Below are 17,530 nucleotides of genomic sequence, written 5' to 3' on the forward strand. Positions count from 1 at the left end.
CCCCGGCCTCCGTCGCGGGGCCCGGGGTCAGCGGTCGTCGGGGTCGGGCAGGAGGTACTCGGGCGGGTCGTCGATGGAGGTGACGATGCCCGAGGCGTGCCGGGCCAACGTCCGCACGGGGACGTCGTCGCCCCGCCAGACGCCCCGGACGAGGTCGGCCAGCCCGTAGCCGTCGGGAGCCCGGACGACCGGGACCTCGAGGTCCTCCGTCGGTGCCGGGTTGAGGTCGTCGTTGGCCAGGGGCACGCCGTGGGAGAGCACCTGCTGGCCCGGCGACAGCTCGCGGATGGCGATGGCCCGCACGTGGTCGGGCCGGCGGGAGGCGAACTCGGTGTACAGCCGCGGGTCGTGCTGCCCGTCGTCACCCACGAGCAGCCACTTCACGTGCGGCAGCTCGCGCGCGAGGCGGTGCAGCTGGGCGCGCTTGTGGTCCTGCCCGGACCGGAACCAGCCGGTGTTCGTCGGCCCCCAGTCGGTCATGAGGAGCGGGCCGGCCGGGTACCCGTTGCGCCGGAGGAAGCGGGTCAGGGCGGGCGCGGTGTTCCACGCGCCCGTGGAGAGGTAGACCACCGGGGCGTCGGGCCGCTCGGCCAGGAGCTCGCGGTACATCGTCGCCATCCCGGGGACCGGCTTGCGCGCGCCCTCGGACCGCACGAAGGTGTTCCAGCCGGCGATGAGGGGCCGTGGCAACGAGGTCGACAGCACGGTGTCGTCGATGTCGCTGATGATGCCGTGGGTCACGGTGGTGCCGACGACGAGGACCGGCACGTCGATCGTCTCGGCCCGAGGCGACCCGATATAGACCCGGTGCCAGCCCGGCGTCAGGCCGTGGCCGCGCACGGAGAGGTCGATGTAGCCACCGCGGTCGGTGCGCGTCGGGATGATCCGCTCGTTGACCCGCACGGTCACCGGCTCGTCGGCCGCCGGCGTCGCGACGAACGCCCGCCACCCCCGCGTCTCGAGCTCGACCGCCCGCAGGCGCGCTGCGTACGTGGGCTCCTCGGGCTCGTCCTCGGGGAGGCCGCGGGTCATGATCACGCGCCCGAAGATCCGCAGCTGGGTCGCGCTGCCGTACCCGGTGCACGGCACGACCCGGGTCATCCACCCGCGCGCAGCGAGCAGGCTCGCCTTCCGGGCGTGGTAGGCGTCCTCGAGGACTGCTGCGGCGTGCGGTCGCGGCATGAGCCGATGCTAGAGCAGCCTCACGGGCCCTCCGCCCCGGCCGGTGCGCTCACCCCCGTGACGATCTGCTGCGCGAGGACGCGGACCTTGACGTTGCGGTCCTGGGAGGTCTTGCGCAGCACCTCGAACGCCTCGTGCTCGGGCACGCCGCGCATCGCCATGATGACGCCCTTCGCCTGCTCGATGACGGCCCGGCTCGCCATCGCCTGCTCGAGCTGCCCGGCGAGGCGTCGGGCGCCGTCGAGGGCGGTCACGGCGACGAGGGCGTCGGCGCACCGCGACGCCGCCACCCGCACGAGCGCGGCGTCGAAGCCGTCGAAGGCGTGCGGCGCCCAGGCGTAGAGGTTCAGGGCACCGACGCACTCGGTGCCGCTGACGAGGGGGAGCGCGAGGAGGCTGCGCATCCCCTCCTCGCGGCACTCCTGGGCGAAGTGGGGCCACCGCCCGTCGTCGACGACGAGGTCGCCGACGTGGTTCTCGCGGCGGTGTCGCGCGGCGTCGAGGCAGGGCCCCTCGTCGAGGGCGTACTGGACGGCGTCGATCTCGAGGGTCTGCACCGTCGTGTAGGCGGCCGTGTGGGGGCGGTCGGCGCTGAGCACGGTGACGCCCACCTCGTCGCACCCGTCGATGTGCCGCCGCACCGCGTGGACGACGCGTTCGAGGTAGTCGGACACCTGCTCCATCGACTCGAGGACGCCGCCGAGGTCGCTCGTCAGGGCCGCGAGGACGCGGGCCGAGGGGTCGTCGGCGGAGTCCGCGAGCGGACCCCGCGGCGGGTCGGCGACGTGGTTCGACATCGAGTTCCTCCGGGTCATGTGTGCGAACCCGAGCGTAGCGAGCGGCGGCGCCGCGCCGAAGGCCGAACCTGCGACCATGTCGAGGGTGCCGAGACACCGCAAAGCCGCCCCCGAGGGGGCGGCTCGCTACGCCGCGTGGGAGGCCGCAGGCCTTCGGTGGCTCGCCGAGGCGGTGCCCGACGGTGGCGCCCGGGTCGTCGAGGTGCTCGATGTCGGCCCCGGGCACCTGGACCTGCGCAGGCTCGAGCCCGCGCCGGCCACGCCGGCGCTCGCCCGGGAGCTCGGCCGCGGGCTCGCCGTCACGCACCGCGCCCCCGCCCCCGCCTTCGGTTGCGGGCCGCCCGGCTGGGAGGGCGACGGCTGGCTCGGACCCACGAGCAAGCCCCTCCCGCTGCCCCTCGGGGCGTGGGAGTCGTGGGGCACCTTCCTCGCCGAGGCCCGCCTGGCCCCCCTCGTCCGCTCGGCCGCGACGACGGCAGCCTCGACCCCGGTGACGGTGCCGTCCTCGACCGCTTCGCCGCCACGGTGGCCTCCGGCGCCCTCGACACCGGTGACGCCCCCGCGCGCCTGCACGGCGACCTCTGGTCGGGCAACGTCGTCTGGACCGCCGGCGGCGCCGTGCTCATCGACCCCGCGGCGCACGGCGGCCACCGCGAGGCGGACCTCGCGATGCTCGCCCTCTTCGGCTGCCCCGGGCTCGAGGACGTCCTCGCCGGCTACGAGGAGGTCGCGCCCCTCGCCCCCGGGTGGCGCGAGCGGGTCGCCCTCCACCAGGTCCACCCCCTCCTGCTGCACGCCGTGCTGTTCGGCGGCGGGTACGCGCGTCAGGCGGTTCGCGCCGCGTCGCGGTACCTCTGACCGGCACACTGGGCCGGTGCTCCTCGACGCGTTCGGCTGCCGGTGGCGCCTCGACGTGTCCGGGCTCGGCCCCGACCTCGGGCCCCGGGTCGAGGAGCTGTGGTCCCGTGCGGCCGTGGCCGACGAGTCGGAGGACGGCGAGGACGGTTGCGCCGCACCGGTGTTCGTCGTCACGAGGGGGTCGCACCCGGGGCTGGTCGTCATCGACGGCGACGAGCAGGACGCCACGGACGACGAGGTGCCCTACGCCGTGTCGCGCGCACTGACCTTCGCCTCGATCGTCCGGCGCACGGGGGAGTGCCTCATGCTCCACGCGGCGGGGGTGGCGGCGGCGGACGGCTCGACCGTCGCCCTCGTCGCTGCGTCCGGCACCGGCAAGACGACCGCGGCCTCGCGGCTCGGGCGACGCCTCGGCTACGTCACCGACGAGACCGTGGCCGTCGAGGACGACCTGCGGGTGCGCGCGTACCCGAAGCCGCTGTCGGTCGTCGTCGACCCGACCGACCCGCACGGCAAGTCCGAGCACTCGCCCGACGAGCTGGGACTGCTCACGGCGCCCGCCGACCTCCGGCTCGTCGCCACCGTGGTCCTCGAGCGCACCGACGAGGTCGACGCCCCCGTCCTCGAGCCGTTCGCGCTCGTCGACGCCGCGACCCTCGTCCTCCCTCAGACGTCCGCACTGCCCAGCCTCGAGCGCCCGCTCGACCGGCTCGCCGAGGTGCTCGTCGCCGGCCACGGCCCGTGGCGGCTGCGCTACCGGGAGATCGAGGACTGCGCGACGATCGTGGCCGAGCTCGCCGCCGGGCGGACCCCCGGCGGGCTGCCCGAGAAGGTCGAGTGGCAGTGGCTCGCCGGCAGCGCCGACCCGGCCACCGCGGCCGCGAGGCAGCAGCCGCCCCCCGTGCCACCGCCCCCGGGCGTCTTCGTCCCGGACCTGGTCGTCGAGATCGACACGGTCGTCGTCCGGGCGCCCTACGACGACGCCCTCGTGTCCGACGGCGCGGTGCTCGTCCTCCAGGACGCCCTCCCGACGACCCTCCCGGGCCTGGCCGCCCGGGCCTGGCTCGCGGCGACCGAGCCGACGAGCGTCGCGCGGCTGGTCGAGGACGCCGAGGACGGCCTCGGTTCGCACCCGGAGGCCGAGCGCCTCGTCCTCGGGGCGGTGCGCTCGCTCGTCGAGGGCGGGCTGCTCCGCGCCCGCTGACCGGGGCCGGCGGGCCGGCCGGCCGGCAGCGCGCCGGGCGGTCGGGTCAGGGGCAGGCGCAGGGCACCGCGCCGCACCGCGGGCAGCCGGAGGCGTAGCGCTCGATGGCGGCGGTGAGGTCGACGTCGACCTGGTTGGCGAGCGAGGCCACCCACGCGAGGACGTCGGCGAACTCGTGCTCGCGCTCGGCGTGGCTGCCCTTGCGGACCGCCTGGGCCAGCTCGCCCACCTCCTCCGCGAGCCACGCCACGGTGCTCGGGACCCCCCGCGCCCGGTCGCGCTCGCCGTACGTGCGCTCGATGACGTCCTGGAGTCGGGCGAGGTCCATGGCGGGAACCTACCGGCCGCGCCGTCGGTGCCCTCAGTTCAGGCCGGCGCCACCGACCGGCGGGGGCGTGGGCACCGCGCCGAACCGTCCGATGATGGCGGCCTCGCGGCGCAGCAGCGCGAGGACGGTGCGCAGCCGGGTCGCGGCGTCCGGGCCGTCGAGGACCCGCTGGCGGTCCGAGGCGTCGAGCACCATCCGCTCGACGACCCGGTAGGCCACCTGGGTCGCCGCCGCTTCGACCGGCTCGGCCACGGCACCGAGCCGGTCGAGGTAGGCGGCGTGCTCGGCGAGCACGACCTCGGCGAGCCGCCCGACCTCGGGGTCGTCGGCCCGGGGCTCGTCGAGCCACGTGACCTCGCCGGTCGTGAACGGGGTGCCCGCTGCCTCGTCGAGCCCGTCGAGCCGGAAGCGCCGCACCCCGGTCGCGACGAGGTGGACGACCGTGCCGACGGGGCTCTCCGCGAGCGCCATCGCGTCGACGCGGGCCTCGCAGCCGATCCCCTCGAGGTCGGCGACGGCGTCGGGCCCGACCTCGTGACCGGTGCGGATGTGCACGACGCCGAAGCGCCGGTCGTCCTCCTCCTGCTCCGCGAGCCGCCGTGCGAGGTCGAGGTAGCGCGGCTCGAACAGCTGGAGCGGCAGCCGCGCGCCGGGCAGGAGGACCGTGCCGAGCGGGAAGAGGGGCAGCGACACCATGGGCCACTGTAGGCACCGGTCGGCAGCACACGCCCCGCACGGCACCTTCGTGGTCGAAGGTCCAGGGCCGCGGCCTTCCACGCGAACGTGGGTGAAGATCGTCGGTGGGCCGACGATCTTCACCCACGTTCGCCCGAGGGGAGGGCGGGGCAGGGCGGGGCAGGGCGGTGGTGGCCGCGGGGCGCCGATTGAGGGGATGTCGGCCTCGCCCCGTACAGTGGTCGGCAACGACCCGCCATCTGCCTCGGGTCGCCGAACGTCTGATGTCGATGCCACGCGACCCCCCATGGGCCGGTCGCGGCGCCGAGGCCCCAGAGCCCGCCCGGCAGAACATCCCGTCGTCGCCGACGCAGCCGTCCGCGACGCCCACCTCAGCTACGGAGCTCCTCCTTGTCCAGCACCACCTTCGGCGCGCTCGGCGTGCCCACGTCCCTCGTCGAGGTCCTCGCCGCCGGCGGGATCACGACCCCCACCCCCATCCAGACGGCCACGCTGCCGGACTCCCTCGCCGGCCGTGACGTCCTCGGCCGCGGGCGCACCGGGTCCGGCAAGACCGTCGCGTTCGTCCTCCCGCTCCTGTCGCGCCTCGCGGCGAGCCGCACTCCGCGCACCGCCCGCCGGCCGCGCGCCCTCGTCCTCGCCCCGACCCGCGAGCTCGTGACCCAGATCGACGCCGCGATGGCGCCGCTCGCCGCGCGCCTCGGCCTCACGACCCGCACCGTCTTCGGTGGTGTCGGCCAGAACCCGCAGGTCTCCGCACTGCGCCGCGGGGTCGACGTCGTCGTGGCCTGCCCGGGCCGCCTCGAGGACCTCATCCGCCAGGGTCACGTGTCGCTCGACGCCGTCGAGGTCACCGTCATCGACGAGGCCGACCACATGGCTGACCTCGGCTTCCTCCCGCAGGTTCGGCGCCTCCTCGACGCCACCCCCCGCCGGGGCCAGCGGATGCTGTTCTCGGCGACCCTCGACGCCGGCATCGGCGTCATCGCCAACCGCTACCTCCAGGACCCCGTCACCCACGAGGCCGACTCGGCGCAGTCGCCCGTCGCCACCATGGAGCACCACGTCCTCCACGTCGCCGCCGACGGTCACCAGGGCGTGCTGCTCGACCTCGTCGCGGCGCCGGGGCGCACCGTCGTCTTCACGCGCACCAAGCACCGCGCCAAGAAGCTCGCGCGCCAGCTCAACGCCTCGGGCGTGCCCGCGGTCGAGCTCCACGGCAACCTCAGCCAGAACGCGCGGACCCGCACGATGGACGCCTTCCACTCCGGCGCGGCCCGCACCCTCGTCGCCACCGACATCGCGGCGCGCGGCATCCACGTCGACGACGTCGCGCTCGTCATCCACGCCGACCCGCCGGTCGAGCACAAGGCCTACCTGCACCGCTCCGGGCGCACCGCGCGGGCCGGGGCGTCGGGCACGGTCGTCACCCTCATGACCGACGACCAGGTGCGCGACGTCCGCGACCTCACCCGCAAGGCGGGCGTGCGGCCCACGACGACCCGGGTCGACGCCACGCACCCGCTGCTGCGCACCATCGCCCCCGGCGAGCGGACCTTCGAGGGCGGCGTCGCCCTCGCCGAGTCGGCACCCCGTTGTGGCGGGTCCGGGCGCGGCACCGGGTCCGGCTCGGGCGGTCGTCCGGGCAACCGCGCCGGCTCGCGCAGCGCCGACGTGGCCACGCCCGGCCGTCCCACTGCGTCCGGCTCCGGCTCCGGTGGGGGCGACGGCCGCCGCGGCGCGCGTGGGCGCGGCGCTGCCGCCGGCTCGTCCTCGACCCGTCCGGCCGGGTCCGGCCAGCGGCGTGGGGGCTCGGGATCGTCCGGCTCCCCGGCTGCCCGGCCCTCCGCCGCCACCCGGTCCTCCGGCCGCCCGGCGCGCTCGGCGGCCTCCTTCTCCGAGTCCGCCGGCCGCGGGCGCTCGCGCTGACCCACCCGGCGACCTCCCAGACGAGGCGGCTAGGTTCGCCCGCCATGGACCTCGACACGGTGTGGGCCAAGGTGCTGCCCGAGGACGCGGTGGCCCTGTCGGGGGCGCCGGTCCTCGTCGTCCTCGTCGCAGCGCTCGTCGCCGTGTCGGTGGGGCCGACGTGGGGGGTGCTGCGGCTGGGCGTCACGCTCGTCCACGAGCTCGGGCACGCCCTCGTCGGCGTGCTCTCGGGGCGTCGGTTCACCGGGTTCGTGCTGCGGGGGGACATGTCGGGGCACGCCGTGACGGTCGGGCCGGCCCGGGGCCCCGGGCGGGTGGCGACGACGTGGGCCGGCTATCCCGCGCCGGCGCTCGTCGGGGCGCTGCTCGTCGTCCTCGCCGTGCGCGGCTGGTCAGGGCCGGTCCTCACGGCCGTGCTCGTCCTCCTCGTCGCGGCCCTGCTCCGGGTCCGCTCGGCGCTGACCGCCGCCGTCGTGCTCGCGGTCCTCGCGGGGGCGGGCGCCCTGTGGTGGGCGGCCGACGGGACGCTCCAGGCTCAGGTCGTCGTCGCGGCCGGGGTCGTCCTCCTCGTCGGCGCGTGGCGCCACCTCGGTGCCGTCGTGGGGGCGCCGCGCGCCGGCACGAGCGACCCCGAGGTCCTGTCCCGGCTCACCCGGGTGCCCACGGCCCTGTGGACCCTCACCTTCGTCCTCACCTGCGCCGCGGCCACGTGGGCCGCCGGCACCACGGTCCTGCAGGCGGCCGGCATCCTTCGGTGAGCCGTCGCTAGCGTGGGGCCATGGCATACGAGTACCGCGTGGTCGAGCTCCGTGAAGGGCTCGTCGGGGGCAAGCTCTCCGGCGACAAGCTCCAGAAGGTCCTCAACGAGCACGCCTCCCAGGGCTGGCAGCTGAAGACGATCACCTCGGCCGAGGTCAAGGGCCGCGTGGGCCCCGGCGGTGTCGAGGGTCTCCTCGTCACCTTCGAGCGCCAGGTCTGACCCCGGACGCGAGGGAGGCGCCCCACCACGCGGGTGGGGCGCCTCCTCGGACCGGTCGGTCAGCGGGTCAGCGGCGCAGCCGCAGCGAGGCCGAGTCGGTCTGCCCGGTCTCCGGCACCGTGACGGTCACCGTGTAGGTGCCGGTCGGGTTCGGGAGGGTGCGGGTGTTCAGCTCGTACTTCCACTCGCCCTTGACGAGCGAGGTCGTGCCGGTCGCCACCACGGTGGAACCGAGCGTCACGCTGACGGTCGGCGCGAGGTCGGTGGGGACCGAGCCGTCGCAGTCGGTGTAGGCGACCTTGACCGGCACCACCGACCCGTACCTGACGGTCGTGCCCGAGCCGAGCGGCGGCAGGATGCCGGTGCTCGTGTACTCGACGACGACCTCCGCGGTCTCCGTCGTCGACAGGCCGTGGCTGTCGGTGACGGTGACCGTGGCGGTGTAGCGCCCGGCGGCCGCGTAGGTGTGCGACAGCGTCAGCGGCGAGCTGGCCGGGTCCTGCGTCGTGTCGGCGGTGCCGTCACCCCAGGCGACCGTGACCGCGTGGGTGTCCGCGCCGTCTCGGTCGGTCCAGGACGTCCGGAGCGAGGCGTTGCCCGTGCCGCACGGCACCGAGGTGTCGGTGAAGGCGGCCGTGACCGTGGGTGCCGAGTTGGGCTTGAGGCCGACGACGATCGGGTCGTGGTCGGAAACCCGGAACTCGTCGGGGGCGTAGAGGCTCGCGACCTGGTTCGCCGTCTTGAAGTCGGTGTTGTAGTCCAGGACCGAGGGCTCGTCGGCGTTGACGTGGTACTCGGTGACGTCGGTGACCTGCGAGAGGATGCCGGCGCTGCCGAGGGCGTGGTCGAGGTAGCCCCACTGCCCGTCGAAGACGTACGAGTAGGCCTCGTCGCCGACGTACTCCTCGACGAGGTTGGTGAACCCGGCCTCCTCGAGGGTGCGGATCGGGTCCTCCTTCGCGTACGAGTTGAGGTCGCCGAGGACGAGGGTGTCGGCCTCGCCGGTTCCCGTCGGGTCGGTGGCGAGCCACTCCGCGAGCTCCTGCGCGGAGCGGGTGCGGACCGCGTTGCAGTTGCCCTGCCCGTCACCGGCGTCGGGGGCGTTGCACGCCGAGCCCTTCGACTTGAAGTGGTTGATGTCCGCGACGAACGTCCCGCCCGTCGCGTTGACCCGGAAGGCCTGCGCGAGCGAGGGACGGCTGCGGGCCGTCCCGTCGCCGCCACCGACGAAGTCGATGTCGTTGAGCGCGGCCGTCTGTCCGATGGGGGTGACGACCGAGGGCTTGTAGATCATGCCGACCTTGATGGCGTCGGTCCCGAGGGCGTTGGTCTGGCCGGTCAGGTCGTCGACGTCGAGGTAGGCGAAGGTCCCCTCGCCGAGGGCGTCGTTGAGCCGGTCGACGAGGTGATCGATGGCGGAGGCGCCGTCGGCGTAGCCGTCGTTCTCGATCTCGTTGACGCCGAGGACGTCGGGGTCGACCTTGGCGATCGCCGCGACCGTCTTGGGCCACTGACGGTCGAACTCCGTGGCGTTGTTGGCTCCACGGCACGCGCTGTTCGTGGGCGGAGCGCCGACCCCGAACGAGCAGCCGGTGAAGGTGTCGAAGTAGTTGAGCAGGTTCATCGCGGCGACCTGGACGTCACCGCCGACGTCCTCGCGGGCGCTCGGGCGCGCGTTGACCGCCTGGAAGTCGAACGACCCGCCGTTGGCCACCGGGCGGAGCCGGTACGCGTTCGGGCTGGCGCTCGCCCCGCCCCAGGTGTAGGTCATGACGCCGACGGCGCCCGTGAGCGTGTCGCCACCGCGCAGGGTGTTCGACGCGCTGAGCGGCTGCCCGCCCCGCCCGAAGGCGATCGGGTCGGCGTTCTGCGCCTGGTTGGTGTCGTCGACGATGATCCGGTTGAGGTTGTTCGCCGCCTGGAGCTCGGCGACGTCCGTCGTGCCGTCGCCGTCGGTGTCGACCCCGGGGCGCAGGACGTTGGTCGGCTGGTCGAGGCGGTCGGTGCCGGACATCGTCACCTGGCCGAAGCGGCCGAGCTGGAAGTGCTCGGTGACGTACAGCGGCTGCTGGAACCGGACGAGCATCCCCTCGTGGCGCTCGAGCGCGCTCGGGGAGGCGACGGGCAGCGAGACGTCGGCCGGCGTGGCCGGTCCGGCGTCGGCGCACTCGGCGACGCCACCCGTCGCGGGCGTGATCTGCGTCTGGCCCTGGAACTCGGACACCGACCCGCGGACCGTCACCGTGTCGCCGAGCGAGACGAGGTTCGCCGTGTTGGTGAAGACGAAGATGCCGTCGGAGGTCGCCGGGTCGCCGTCGCCCGCGTCCTGGAGGTAGAAGCCACGCAGCGCCGGGGCGGGACCGTCGTGGTCACCGACGACGACGCCGCGCACCGTGACCGTGGAGCCTGCGGCCGGTGAGGTCTCGGTCGTGCCCTGCACCGCGCCGATGGTCGTCGTGGGGAGGGTGCACGGGTCGGTCGGGGCCGACGCGACGGTGAAGCCGGACGTGAAGGTCGCGGCCATCGTGTCGGGCGGGTCGTTGGCGTCGACGTCGCTGACGCCGCTGCCCGTGACGGTGAGGGTGCACGCCGCACCGGCCGGCAGGTCGGCGCTCGGGTCGAGCGTGAAGGTCCGCGGGCCACCGCCGAGCGAGAACGGGACCGTCGAACCGGCGCACGCGAGGCCGAAGGCCGACGCCGGGGCCGTGACGTCCTCGCTGAAGGTCACGACGACGTTCGCGCCGGCCGCAGCGGTCGCACCGTCGGCGGGCGTGACCTCGGTGACCGAGGGCGCGGCGTCAGGAGGCGTCGGGCAGTTCGCGGTGTGGCTGCCGAGGCCGTCGAAGGTGTCCACCGCGAACCCGTCCCACTCGGTGGCCGGGTCGAAGGCGTCCGCACCGTCGGTGTCACCGCAGAAGGTCGCCTGACGGCGCAGCGTGTTGTCGGCCGTGCTCGTGAGGCCGGTGCCCCACTCGGTGCCGGGGTCGGTGCCGATCTGACCGAGGACGTCGACGACGGTCGTGCCCCTGCGGAGGGCGACCGCGTCGTCGCCGTTGTACCAGCCCGCCCCGTTCGTCTGGTCGGCCACGGCCAGGACGGCCGCGGCCGCGGAGGCCTGCGCGAGGACGAAGGCGTCGCCGTCGGCCACGGTGCCCGTGAGGTTGACCGTCAGTCCGGCGGCCGCGGAGCCGTTGAAGAAGACCTGGACGTTGTAGCCCGCCGTGGCGAGGTTCACCGCCGCACCGGTGCCGTTGAAGATCTCGAGCGCCTTGTTGTTGCTCGAGCCCTCGACGTACTCGGAGATGAACAGGTCCGAGGCCGGGGCGGCCGACGCCGGCAGGGGCGTCAGGACGACGGGAACGGCCACCGCGAGGGCGCCGACGGCGACCCTCGCGACCAGCCGACGGAACGACGAAAGGGCCATGCGTCCTCCAGAGAAGAAGTGGGAGGCCGACGCCCTCTGCGACGCCTCGACCACGGTGGTGCGGCGTGAACCTAACACCTTCGAGGGACCTTGGCGAGGGGTGTGGGCGCACCCGTCGGCGAACGGCGCGTGAACGCCCGTCCTCGACCCTGCGGCGAGGGTCCACACCCGCGTTGACCTGCGCCTCCGAGGGGCTGGGGCCCGGGGCAGCGGGGTCGGCCGGGAGCCCCACCGGACGAGCGAGGGGACGGACGACGGCGCGGACGGGGAGCGCGGCCCTAGCCGACGATCCGGGACTCGCGGTCGTAGTTGCGACCGAGGAACTGGGGCACGAGCGCCCACCGGAACGCGACGATCATGACGAGCAGCGTCGCGAGGTAGGGCAGCATCGACACGAACTGGTGGGGCACCCCGATGCCGAGCACCTGGGCCCGCTGGGCGAGGACGTCCATCGCGGCGAAGAAGAACGACCCGAGCAGGATCAGCTGCGGGCGCCAGCCACCGAAGAACGCGAGGGCGATGGCGAGCCAGCCGCGGCCGGCGACGATGCCGTCGGCGTAGACGCCCGAGAACACCATCGGCAGGTACGCGCCGCCGATCGCCATGAGCGCGGCGCCGACCGTGCCCGCGAGCATCCGGGTGCGGGTGACGTCGATGCCGAGGCTGTCGGCGGCCTTGGGGTTCTCGCCGACCGACCGCAGCCGCATCCCGGCGTCGGTGCGGTACAGCCACCACCACAGGCCCGCCGACAGCGCGATGGCGAGGTAGACGAGGAGGTCCTGCCCGAGGAGGACGTCGGGCAGCGGCTTGATGCGCGGGGGCTCGTCGTCGCCGATGACGACGCGGTAGAGCAGGCTCGCGGTGCCACCCGCGAGGAAGAACAGGGCGAGGCCGACGACGAACTGGTCCATCCGCAGGTGCGTCGTCGCCCACGCGAGGACCGCGCCGAACACCGCGCCGGCGAGGCCGGCGACGACGAGGCCCACCGCGTTCGACCCGACCGCCAGGGAGACGAGGTAGCCCACGGCAGCACCGAGGAGCATCAGCCCCTCCTGCGAGACGTTGAAGATTCCCGCCCGGCCGCTGAGCATCGTCCCCTGCGCGACGAAGAGGAACGGCACCATCGCGGTGATCGTCAGGGCGATGAACTCGGTCATGACACGGCCTTCGCTCGGGACTGCCGCAGTCGTGTCATGACGACGTCGGACATGAGGATGAACAGCAGGATCAGGCCCTCGAGGATGAGGACGACCTCGACCGGCGCACCCGAGACCCGCTGCATCGAGCCGGCGCCGACCTCGAGCACGGCGATGCCGAAGGCCACGAACGGGACGGCCGTGAGCGAGCCGCGGGCGATCAGCCCGATGATGATGCCGAGGAGCAGGAAGTTGCTCTGGATCCCCTCGAGCATGCGCTGGTGCACGCCGGCGACCTCGATGGCGCCGGCGAGGCCGCCGATCGCGCCCGCCACGACCATCGACATCACGGCGACGCGACCGGTGCGGATGCCGTGCAGCCTCGCGGCCCGCTCGTTGAGCCCGACCGCGGTCAGCTCGAACCCGGCCACGCTGCGCCGGGCGAGCACGGCAGCGCCGGCCGCGAGGAGCACGACGAGGAGGACGCCCAGGTGCATCGGGGGGCGCCCGATGGTCGGCAGCTCGGCGCCCTCGCCGATCGGCAGGGTCACCGCGCCGCCCGCGCCCGGGTCGGACCAGACCACGGCCGCGAAGAAGTCGAGGATCTCGAAGGAGACGAAGTTGAGCAGGACCGTCGAGAGGATCTCGTTGACGTGGAACCGTTCCATGAGCCAGGCGGAGATCGCGGCCCACAGGGCCCCGGCGAGGACACCCGCGAGCACCGAGAGCGGGAGGAGCACGACCATCGGCAGGTCCGAGAGCGTGATGCCCACGGCGACCGACCCGGTCGCGCCGAGGATCATCTGGCCCTCGCCGCCGATGTTGAACCGGCCAGCGGCCAGCGGGATCGCGAAGGCCAGGGCGAGCAGGGTCAGCGGCACCCACTTCTGGAGGGTCTGGACCATGCCCGTCGGGTTGCGGAACGAGTTCGTGAGGACGGCGCGGAAGGCGCTGAGCGGGTCGTGGCCGAGCAGCACGATGACGACCGCGACCACGACGAACGCGGCGAGGACCGCGAGGACGTAGGGCACCGCGGCGACGACGGCCGACCGGGCCCGGTCGGTCGCGGTCGGCCGGGCGAGGACCGTGGTGCTCATGCACCGACTCCTGTCATGAGGCGGCCGAGCTCGTACGGGTCGGTCGCGCCCCGGGCGACGTCGCCGACGAGGCGGCCCGAGTAGACGACCTTGACGCGGTCGGCGAGGGCGATGACCTCGTCGAGGTCCTCGGAGATGACGATGACGACGCAGCCCTCGGCGGCCGCCTTCCGCACGCGGTCGTAGACGAACCGGGTGGAGGCGATGTCGAGGCCGCGGGTGGGGTTGTGCAGGAGCAGCACCTTGGGCCGGTGTGCGAAGGCCCGGGCGAGGATGACGCGCTGGATGTTCCCACCGGACAGCTGGCCGCAGGGGGTCGAGGCGCTCGGCGTCTTGACGCTGAACTCCTCGATGGCCGTGACGGCCTCGGCCCGGGCGTCGCCCCAGGGGATGAGGCTCCGGCGCGCTCGGCGGCGGTGCGAGCCGAGGACGAGGTTCTCGGTGATGCCCGCCCCGGGGAGGATGCCGTCGCGCTGGCGGTCCTCGGGGACGTACACGACCCCGGCGTCGAGCCACTCGGAGGTCGGGCGCCCGGCGAGGTCGGTGCCGTCGAGGACGAACGAGCCTGCGGCGGAGCGACATCCGGTGAGGGCCTCGGCCAGCTCGACCTGGCCGTTTCCGGCGACCCCGGCGATGCCGAGGATCTCCCCGCGGCGCAGGGTGAGCGAGACGTCGTCGACGAGGGCGGGCGCGCCGGTGCTCGCGCCGGCCACGGTGAGGCCGCTGACGACGAGCCGCTCCTGCCCCTCGACCTCGGGGACCTCCAGGGTGGCCTCGCCGACCTCGGCCTCGCCGAGCGCGACCTTGACCGCGGCGTCCTCCGGGGATGCGGTGCTGCCGACCATGCGGGCGGCGAGGTCGTCGGCGCTCGTCTCGCCGGCGTCGACGGTGGCGACCCACCGGCCGTCGCGCATGATCGTCATCGCGTCGCAGACGGCCATCGTCTCCCGGATCTTGTGGGTGATGAGGACGACCGACATCCCCTCGTCGACGATGGCGCGCATCGACCCGAAGAGGGCGTCGACCTCCTGGGGGGTGAGGTTCGTCGTCGGCTCGTCGAGGACGAGGACCTTCGCGCCGCGGTAGAGCGCCTTGAGGATCTCGACCCGCTGGCGGACGCCGACGGGCAGGTCGGCGACCCGCGCGGTGGGGTCGACGGCGAGGCCGAACCGCTCGGACAGCTCGCGCAGCCGCCCGACGACGTCGACGCCCGTGGTCGAGGTGCCGAGGACGACGTTCTCGGCGACGGTGAAGACGTCGACCTGGAGGAAGGTCTGGTGGACCATCCCGACACCGGCCGCGATGGCGTCGCGCGGGGAGGCGATGGTGACCGGGCGGCCCTCGATCTCGACCGTCCCCGCGTCCGGCGCGTAGAGCCCGTAGAGGACGTTCATCAAGGTCGTCTTGCCGGCCCCGTTGCCGCCGAGCAGGCCGTGGACCTGGCGCGGCGCGACCGTGAAGTCGACGCCGTCCAGGGCCACGACCGGCCCGAACGTCTTGCGGATGCCGGACATCCGCAGGAGGGGGGCGGCCGCGGGGGCCGTCGTGTCGCTCATCGCCGCAGGTCAGCCGATCTTGCTCGTGTCGAGCTTGACCTCGACCTCGCCGCTCTTGACCTTGGCGACGGCCTCGTCGACCGCGGCCTTGACGTCGGCGGGGACGGCGTCGGACACCTGGATGCGGACACCGGTGTCGAAGCCGAGCGCGAACCGGCCGGTCGTCGTGCCCGCCTTGATCTTGGCGAGGACGTCGGCCAGGGGCTTGGTGAAGTCGTACTCGAGACTGCCCGCGTAGTGCGGGCCGGCGGCCGAGGACTTGTCGGTGTACTTGGCGGTGACCCAGCCGCTGCCCTCGGGCTTGCCCTCGAACGCCTGGAAGGTGCCGGTGGAGCCCTGGTTGAGCGAGCCGACGATGACGTCGGCACCGCTGCCGATCAGCTGGGTGGCGAACTGCTGTGCCTTGGCGGCGTCGTTGAAGTCGCCGGTCCAGACGGGCTTGATGGTCGTCGCGGCGCCGGTGTCCTTCACGGCCTGCTCCATCGCGTGGACCTCGGCCATCGAGAACGGCAGGCCCAGGCCGCCGACGTAGCCGACGGTGCCGGTCTTGCTGAGCTTCGAGGCGAACACGCCCATGCCGTAGAAGCCGATGTGGAACTGGCGGTCGATGGTCCACACGTTGGCCGGCTGGTCCTTCGGCGTGCCGTCGAACTCACCGATGAAGGCGACGTCGGGGTTGGCCTCGGCGACCTTGGCCGTCGCCTCGTAGAACTGCGAACCGTGGGTCCACACGACGTCGGCGCCGTCGCCGACGGCCTCGTTGAGGCGGGCCTCGATGTCGGGGACGGCGACCTTCTCGGTGAAGGAGATCTCGGCGCCGCCCTGCTCTGCGGCCTTGAGCGCCTGCAGGCCGAGCGCGTTGTAGTCGGCGTCGTTGGTGGGGCCGGAGAAGATCGCGGAGATCTTGACCTTGCCGTCGTCGCCCCCGGCGCCGGCGGTGCCGCCGTCCTCGGAGCCGCAGGCCCCCAGGAGGAGGAGCGGGGCGGCGGCGAGCGCCGCCACGAGACGGGTGGTGGGACGGGTCATGGGCTCGCTCCTCGAGGCGTCGGACCGCCGGGGCGGGGGACCGGCTGGGTGGTGTCCGTTGACAGTCGAGTGTGGGAAGTGGCGTGGGTTCGCTCATTGTCGGCATCCGCCAGATGTCCTTGGTGACGTCGGCAGACTTTGCCCTGCGGGCCCGGGGAATTCGGTGTATCGGGAAGCAGGCGTGGGGTCGTGCTGTTCGTCAGCGGTGTCCGCAGGAGCGGTCGACACCTCACGTACGACGACAGGAGACGACATGCAGCAGCGCCCCCTCGGAGACCTCCGGGTCGGTGCGATCGGCCTCGGTGGGATGCCGATGTCGATCGAGGGCCGGCCCGAGGAGTCGCGGTCGGTGTCGACGATCCACGCCGCCCTCGACGCCGGCGTGACCCTCATCGACACCGCCGACGCGTACCACCGCGACGCCGGCGAGGTCGGCCACAACGAGGAGCTCATCGCCGGCGCCCTCCGCTCGTGGCCCGGCGACGCCTCGGCCGTCGTGGTCGCGACGAAGGGCGGCCACCTGCGCCCCGGCGACGGGTCGTGGACCCGCAACGGGGACCCCGCCTACCTCAAGCAGGCGGCGAAGGCGTCGGCCCATCGGCTCGGGGTCGAGGCCATCGGGCTCTACCAGTTCCACCGGCCCGACCCGGCCGTGCCGTACGCCGAGTCGGTCGGCGCCCTCGCCGAGCTCCTCGACGAGGGGGTCATCGCGCGGGCCGGCATCTCGAACGCCTCGGTCACCCAGATCGACGAGGCCTACCAGGTCCTCGGCGGGCGGCTGGTGTCGGTGCAGAACCAGTTCTCGCCGGCCTTCGTGTCCAGCCGCGTCGAGCTGGACCACTGCGCCTCGCTGGGCATCGCCTTCCTCCCCTGGAGCCCGCTCGGTGGCATCCGGGGCGCCGCCGACCTCGGGTCGACCCACGCCGCCTTCGGTGAGGTCGCCTCGCGCCACGGGGTGTCGCCCCAGCAGGTGGCCCTCGCCTGGGAGCTCTCGCTGGCCCCGGTCGTCATCCCGATCCCCGGGGCGTCCCGGCCGGCATCCATCGAGGACTCGGTGCGCGCCGCCGCCCTCGAGCTGACCGCCGACGACCTGGCCACCCTTGAGGCCTCCCTCCCCACCCCCTGAGTCCCGACCTTCCCGCCTGATGCCGGAACCTTCGGTGGGGCACCCCGAACGTCGGGGCGCCCCACCGAAGGTTCTGCTGCCCTGTCGGTTGTCGTGGACCGCTGCCACAGTGGGCGGGTGAGCACGCCCCGTGACATCCCCGGCGCCGGGCACTGCGACCCGACCGGTTCATCGAGCACGGCGGCCACACCA

Annotated in this window: 15 protein-coding genes; 6 read left to right on the forward strand and 9 right to left on the reverse strand. The window is 73.9% G+C overall.

Features of this window, described 5'->3' with window-relative positions; genetic code table 11:
- Positions 1-27: 27 nt before the first annotated feature.
- Entirely contained in the window at positions 28-1,182 is a 1,155-nt protein-coding gene (locus ACK8HX_RS04725) for an App1 family protein (protein WP_411939512.1), read from the reverse strand.
- A gap of 20 nt (positions 1,183-1,202) precedes the next feature.
- On the reverse strand, positions 1,203-1,997 hold the full coding sequence (locus ACK8HX_RS04730; RefSeq protein ID WP_411939513.1) for a GAF and ANTAR domain-containing protein: 795 nt from the start codon (positions 1,995-1,997) through the stop codon (positions 1,203-1,205).
- 396 nt (positions 1,998-2,393) lie between these two features.
- On the opposite strand from ACK8HX_RS04730, the gene ACK8HX_RS04735 reads away from it, so the two are divergent.
- Together ACK8HX_RS04735 and ACK8HX_RS04740 are read left to right on the forward strand one after the other, a co-directional pair.
- Entirely contained in the window at positions 2,394-2,837 is a 444-nt protein-coding gene (locus tag ACK8HX_RS04735; protein ID WP_411939514.1) for a fructosamine kinase family protein, read from the forward strand.
- Positions 2,838-2,853: 16 nt separating this feature from the next.
- Positions 2,854-4,041, forward strand: coding sequence for a hypothetical protein (locus ACK8HX_RS04740; protein ID WP_411939515.1), 1,188 nt, complete (start codon positions 2,854-2,856; stop codon positions 4,039-4,041).
- Between the two features lie 46 nt (positions 4,042-4,087).
- Here the strand turns inward: ACK8HX_RS04740 and ACK8HX_RS04745 are convergent, their stop codons facing one another.
- Together ACK8HX_RS04745 and ACK8HX_RS04750 are read right to left on the reverse strand one after the other, a co-directional pair.
- Positions 4,088-4,369 (reverse strand): MazG nucleotide pyrophosphohydrolase domain-containing protein, encoded by a 282-nt coding sequence (locus ACK8HX_RS04745; RefSeq protein WP_411939516.1) that lies wholly within the window; start codon positions 4,367-4,369, stop codon positions 4,088-4,090.
- Between the two features lie 33 nt (positions 4,370-4,402).
- Entirely contained in the window at positions 4,403-5,062 is a 660-nt protein-coding gene (locus ACK8HX_RS04750) for an LON peptidase substrate-binding domain-containing protein (protein ID WP_411939517.1), read from the reverse strand.
- 393 nt (positions 5,063-5,455) lie between these two features.
- Between ACK8HX_RS04750 and ACK8HX_RS04755 the strand changes: the two genes are divergently transcribed.
- From ACK8HX_RS04755 to ACK8HX_RS04765, 3 genes are read left to right on the forward strand one after another with little or no spacing between them, the layout of a single operon-like run.
- The gene (locus tag ACK8HX_RS04755; RefSeq protein WP_411939518.1) at positions 5,456-6,994 is read left to right on the forward strand and encodes a DEAD/DEAH box helicase; all 1,539 of its coding nucleotides are present in this window, start codon (positions 5,456-5,458) and stop codon (positions 6,992-6,994) included.
- A 44-nt stretch (positions 6,995-7,038) separates the two neighbouring features.
- Positions 7,039-7,752 carry a M50 family metallopeptidase gene (locus tag ACK8HX_RS04760; RefSeq protein ID WP_411939519.1) on the forward strand — a complete coding sequence of 238 codons (714 nt, stop codon included), beginning with the start codon at positions 7,039-7,041 and terminating at the stop codon, positions 7,750-7,752.
- 20 nt (positions 7,753-7,772) lie between these two features.
- Positions 7,773-7,973, forward strand: coding sequence for a DUF4177 domain-containing protein (locus tag ACK8HX_RS04765; RefSeq protein WP_411939520.1), 201 nt, complete (start codon positions 7,773-7,775; stop codon positions 7,971-7,973).
- A 67-nt stretch (positions 7,974-8,040) separates the two neighbouring features.
- Here the strand turns inward: ACK8HX_RS04765 and ACK8HX_RS04770 are convergent, their stop codons facing one another.
- From ACK8HX_RS04770 to ACK8HX_RS04790, 5 genes are all read right to left on the reverse strand, one after another.
- Positions 8,041-11,397 carry an ExeM/NucH family extracellular endonuclease gene (locus tag ACK8HX_RS04770; RefSeq protein ID WP_411939521.1) on the reverse strand — a complete coding sequence of 1,119 codons (3,357 nt, stop codon included), beginning with the start codon at positions 11,395-11,397 and terminating at the stop codon, positions 8,041-8,043.
- A 278-nt stretch (positions 11,398-11,675) separates the two neighbouring features.
- Complete coding sequence (locus ACK8HX_RS04775; RefSeq protein ID WP_411939522.1) at positions 11,676-12,554, reverse strand: ABC transporter permease; 879 nt, start codon at positions 12,552-12,554, stop codon at positions 11,676-11,678.
- A complete protein-coding gene (locus ACK8HX_RS04780; protein WP_411939523.1) occupies positions 12,551-13,630 on the reverse strand; it encodes an ABC transporter permease in 1,080 nt (359 codons plus the stop codon). The genes ACK8HX_RS04775 and ACK8HX_RS04780 overlap by 4 nt, the downstream gene beginning before the upstream one ends.
- Positions 13,627-15,186 (reverse strand): ABC transporter ATP-binding protein, encoded by a 1,560-nt coding sequence (locus tag ACK8HX_RS04785; RefSeq protein WP_411939524.1) that lies wholly within the window; start codon positions 15,184-15,186, stop codon positions 13,627-13,629. Before ACK8HX_RS04785 ends, ACK8HX_RS04780 begins: the two co-directional genes overlap by 4 nt.
- Before the next feature lie 9 nt (positions 15,187-15,195).
- Complete coding sequence (locus tag ACK8HX_RS04790; protein WP_411939525.1) at positions 15,196-16,212, reverse strand: BMP family protein; 1,017 nt, start codon at positions 16,210-16,212, stop codon at positions 15,196-15,198.
- Positions 16,213-16,465: 253 nt separating this feature from the next.
- Here ACK8HX_RS04790 and ACK8HX_RS04795 point away from each other — a divergent pair, with 253 nt between their 5' ends.
- Positions 16,466-17,338, forward strand: coding sequence for an aldo/keto reductase (locus ACK8HX_RS04795; RefSeq protein WP_411939526.1), 873 nt, complete (start codon positions 16,466-16,468; stop codon positions 17,336-17,338).
- Positions 17,339-17,530 lie beyond the last annotated feature (192 nt).

Origin of the sequence: Oryzobacter faecalis (assembly GCF_046764005.1) — a bacterium.
Lineage (GTDB): Bacteria > Actinomycetota > Actinomycetes > Actinomycetales > Dermatophilaceae > Oryzobacter > Oryzobacter faecalis.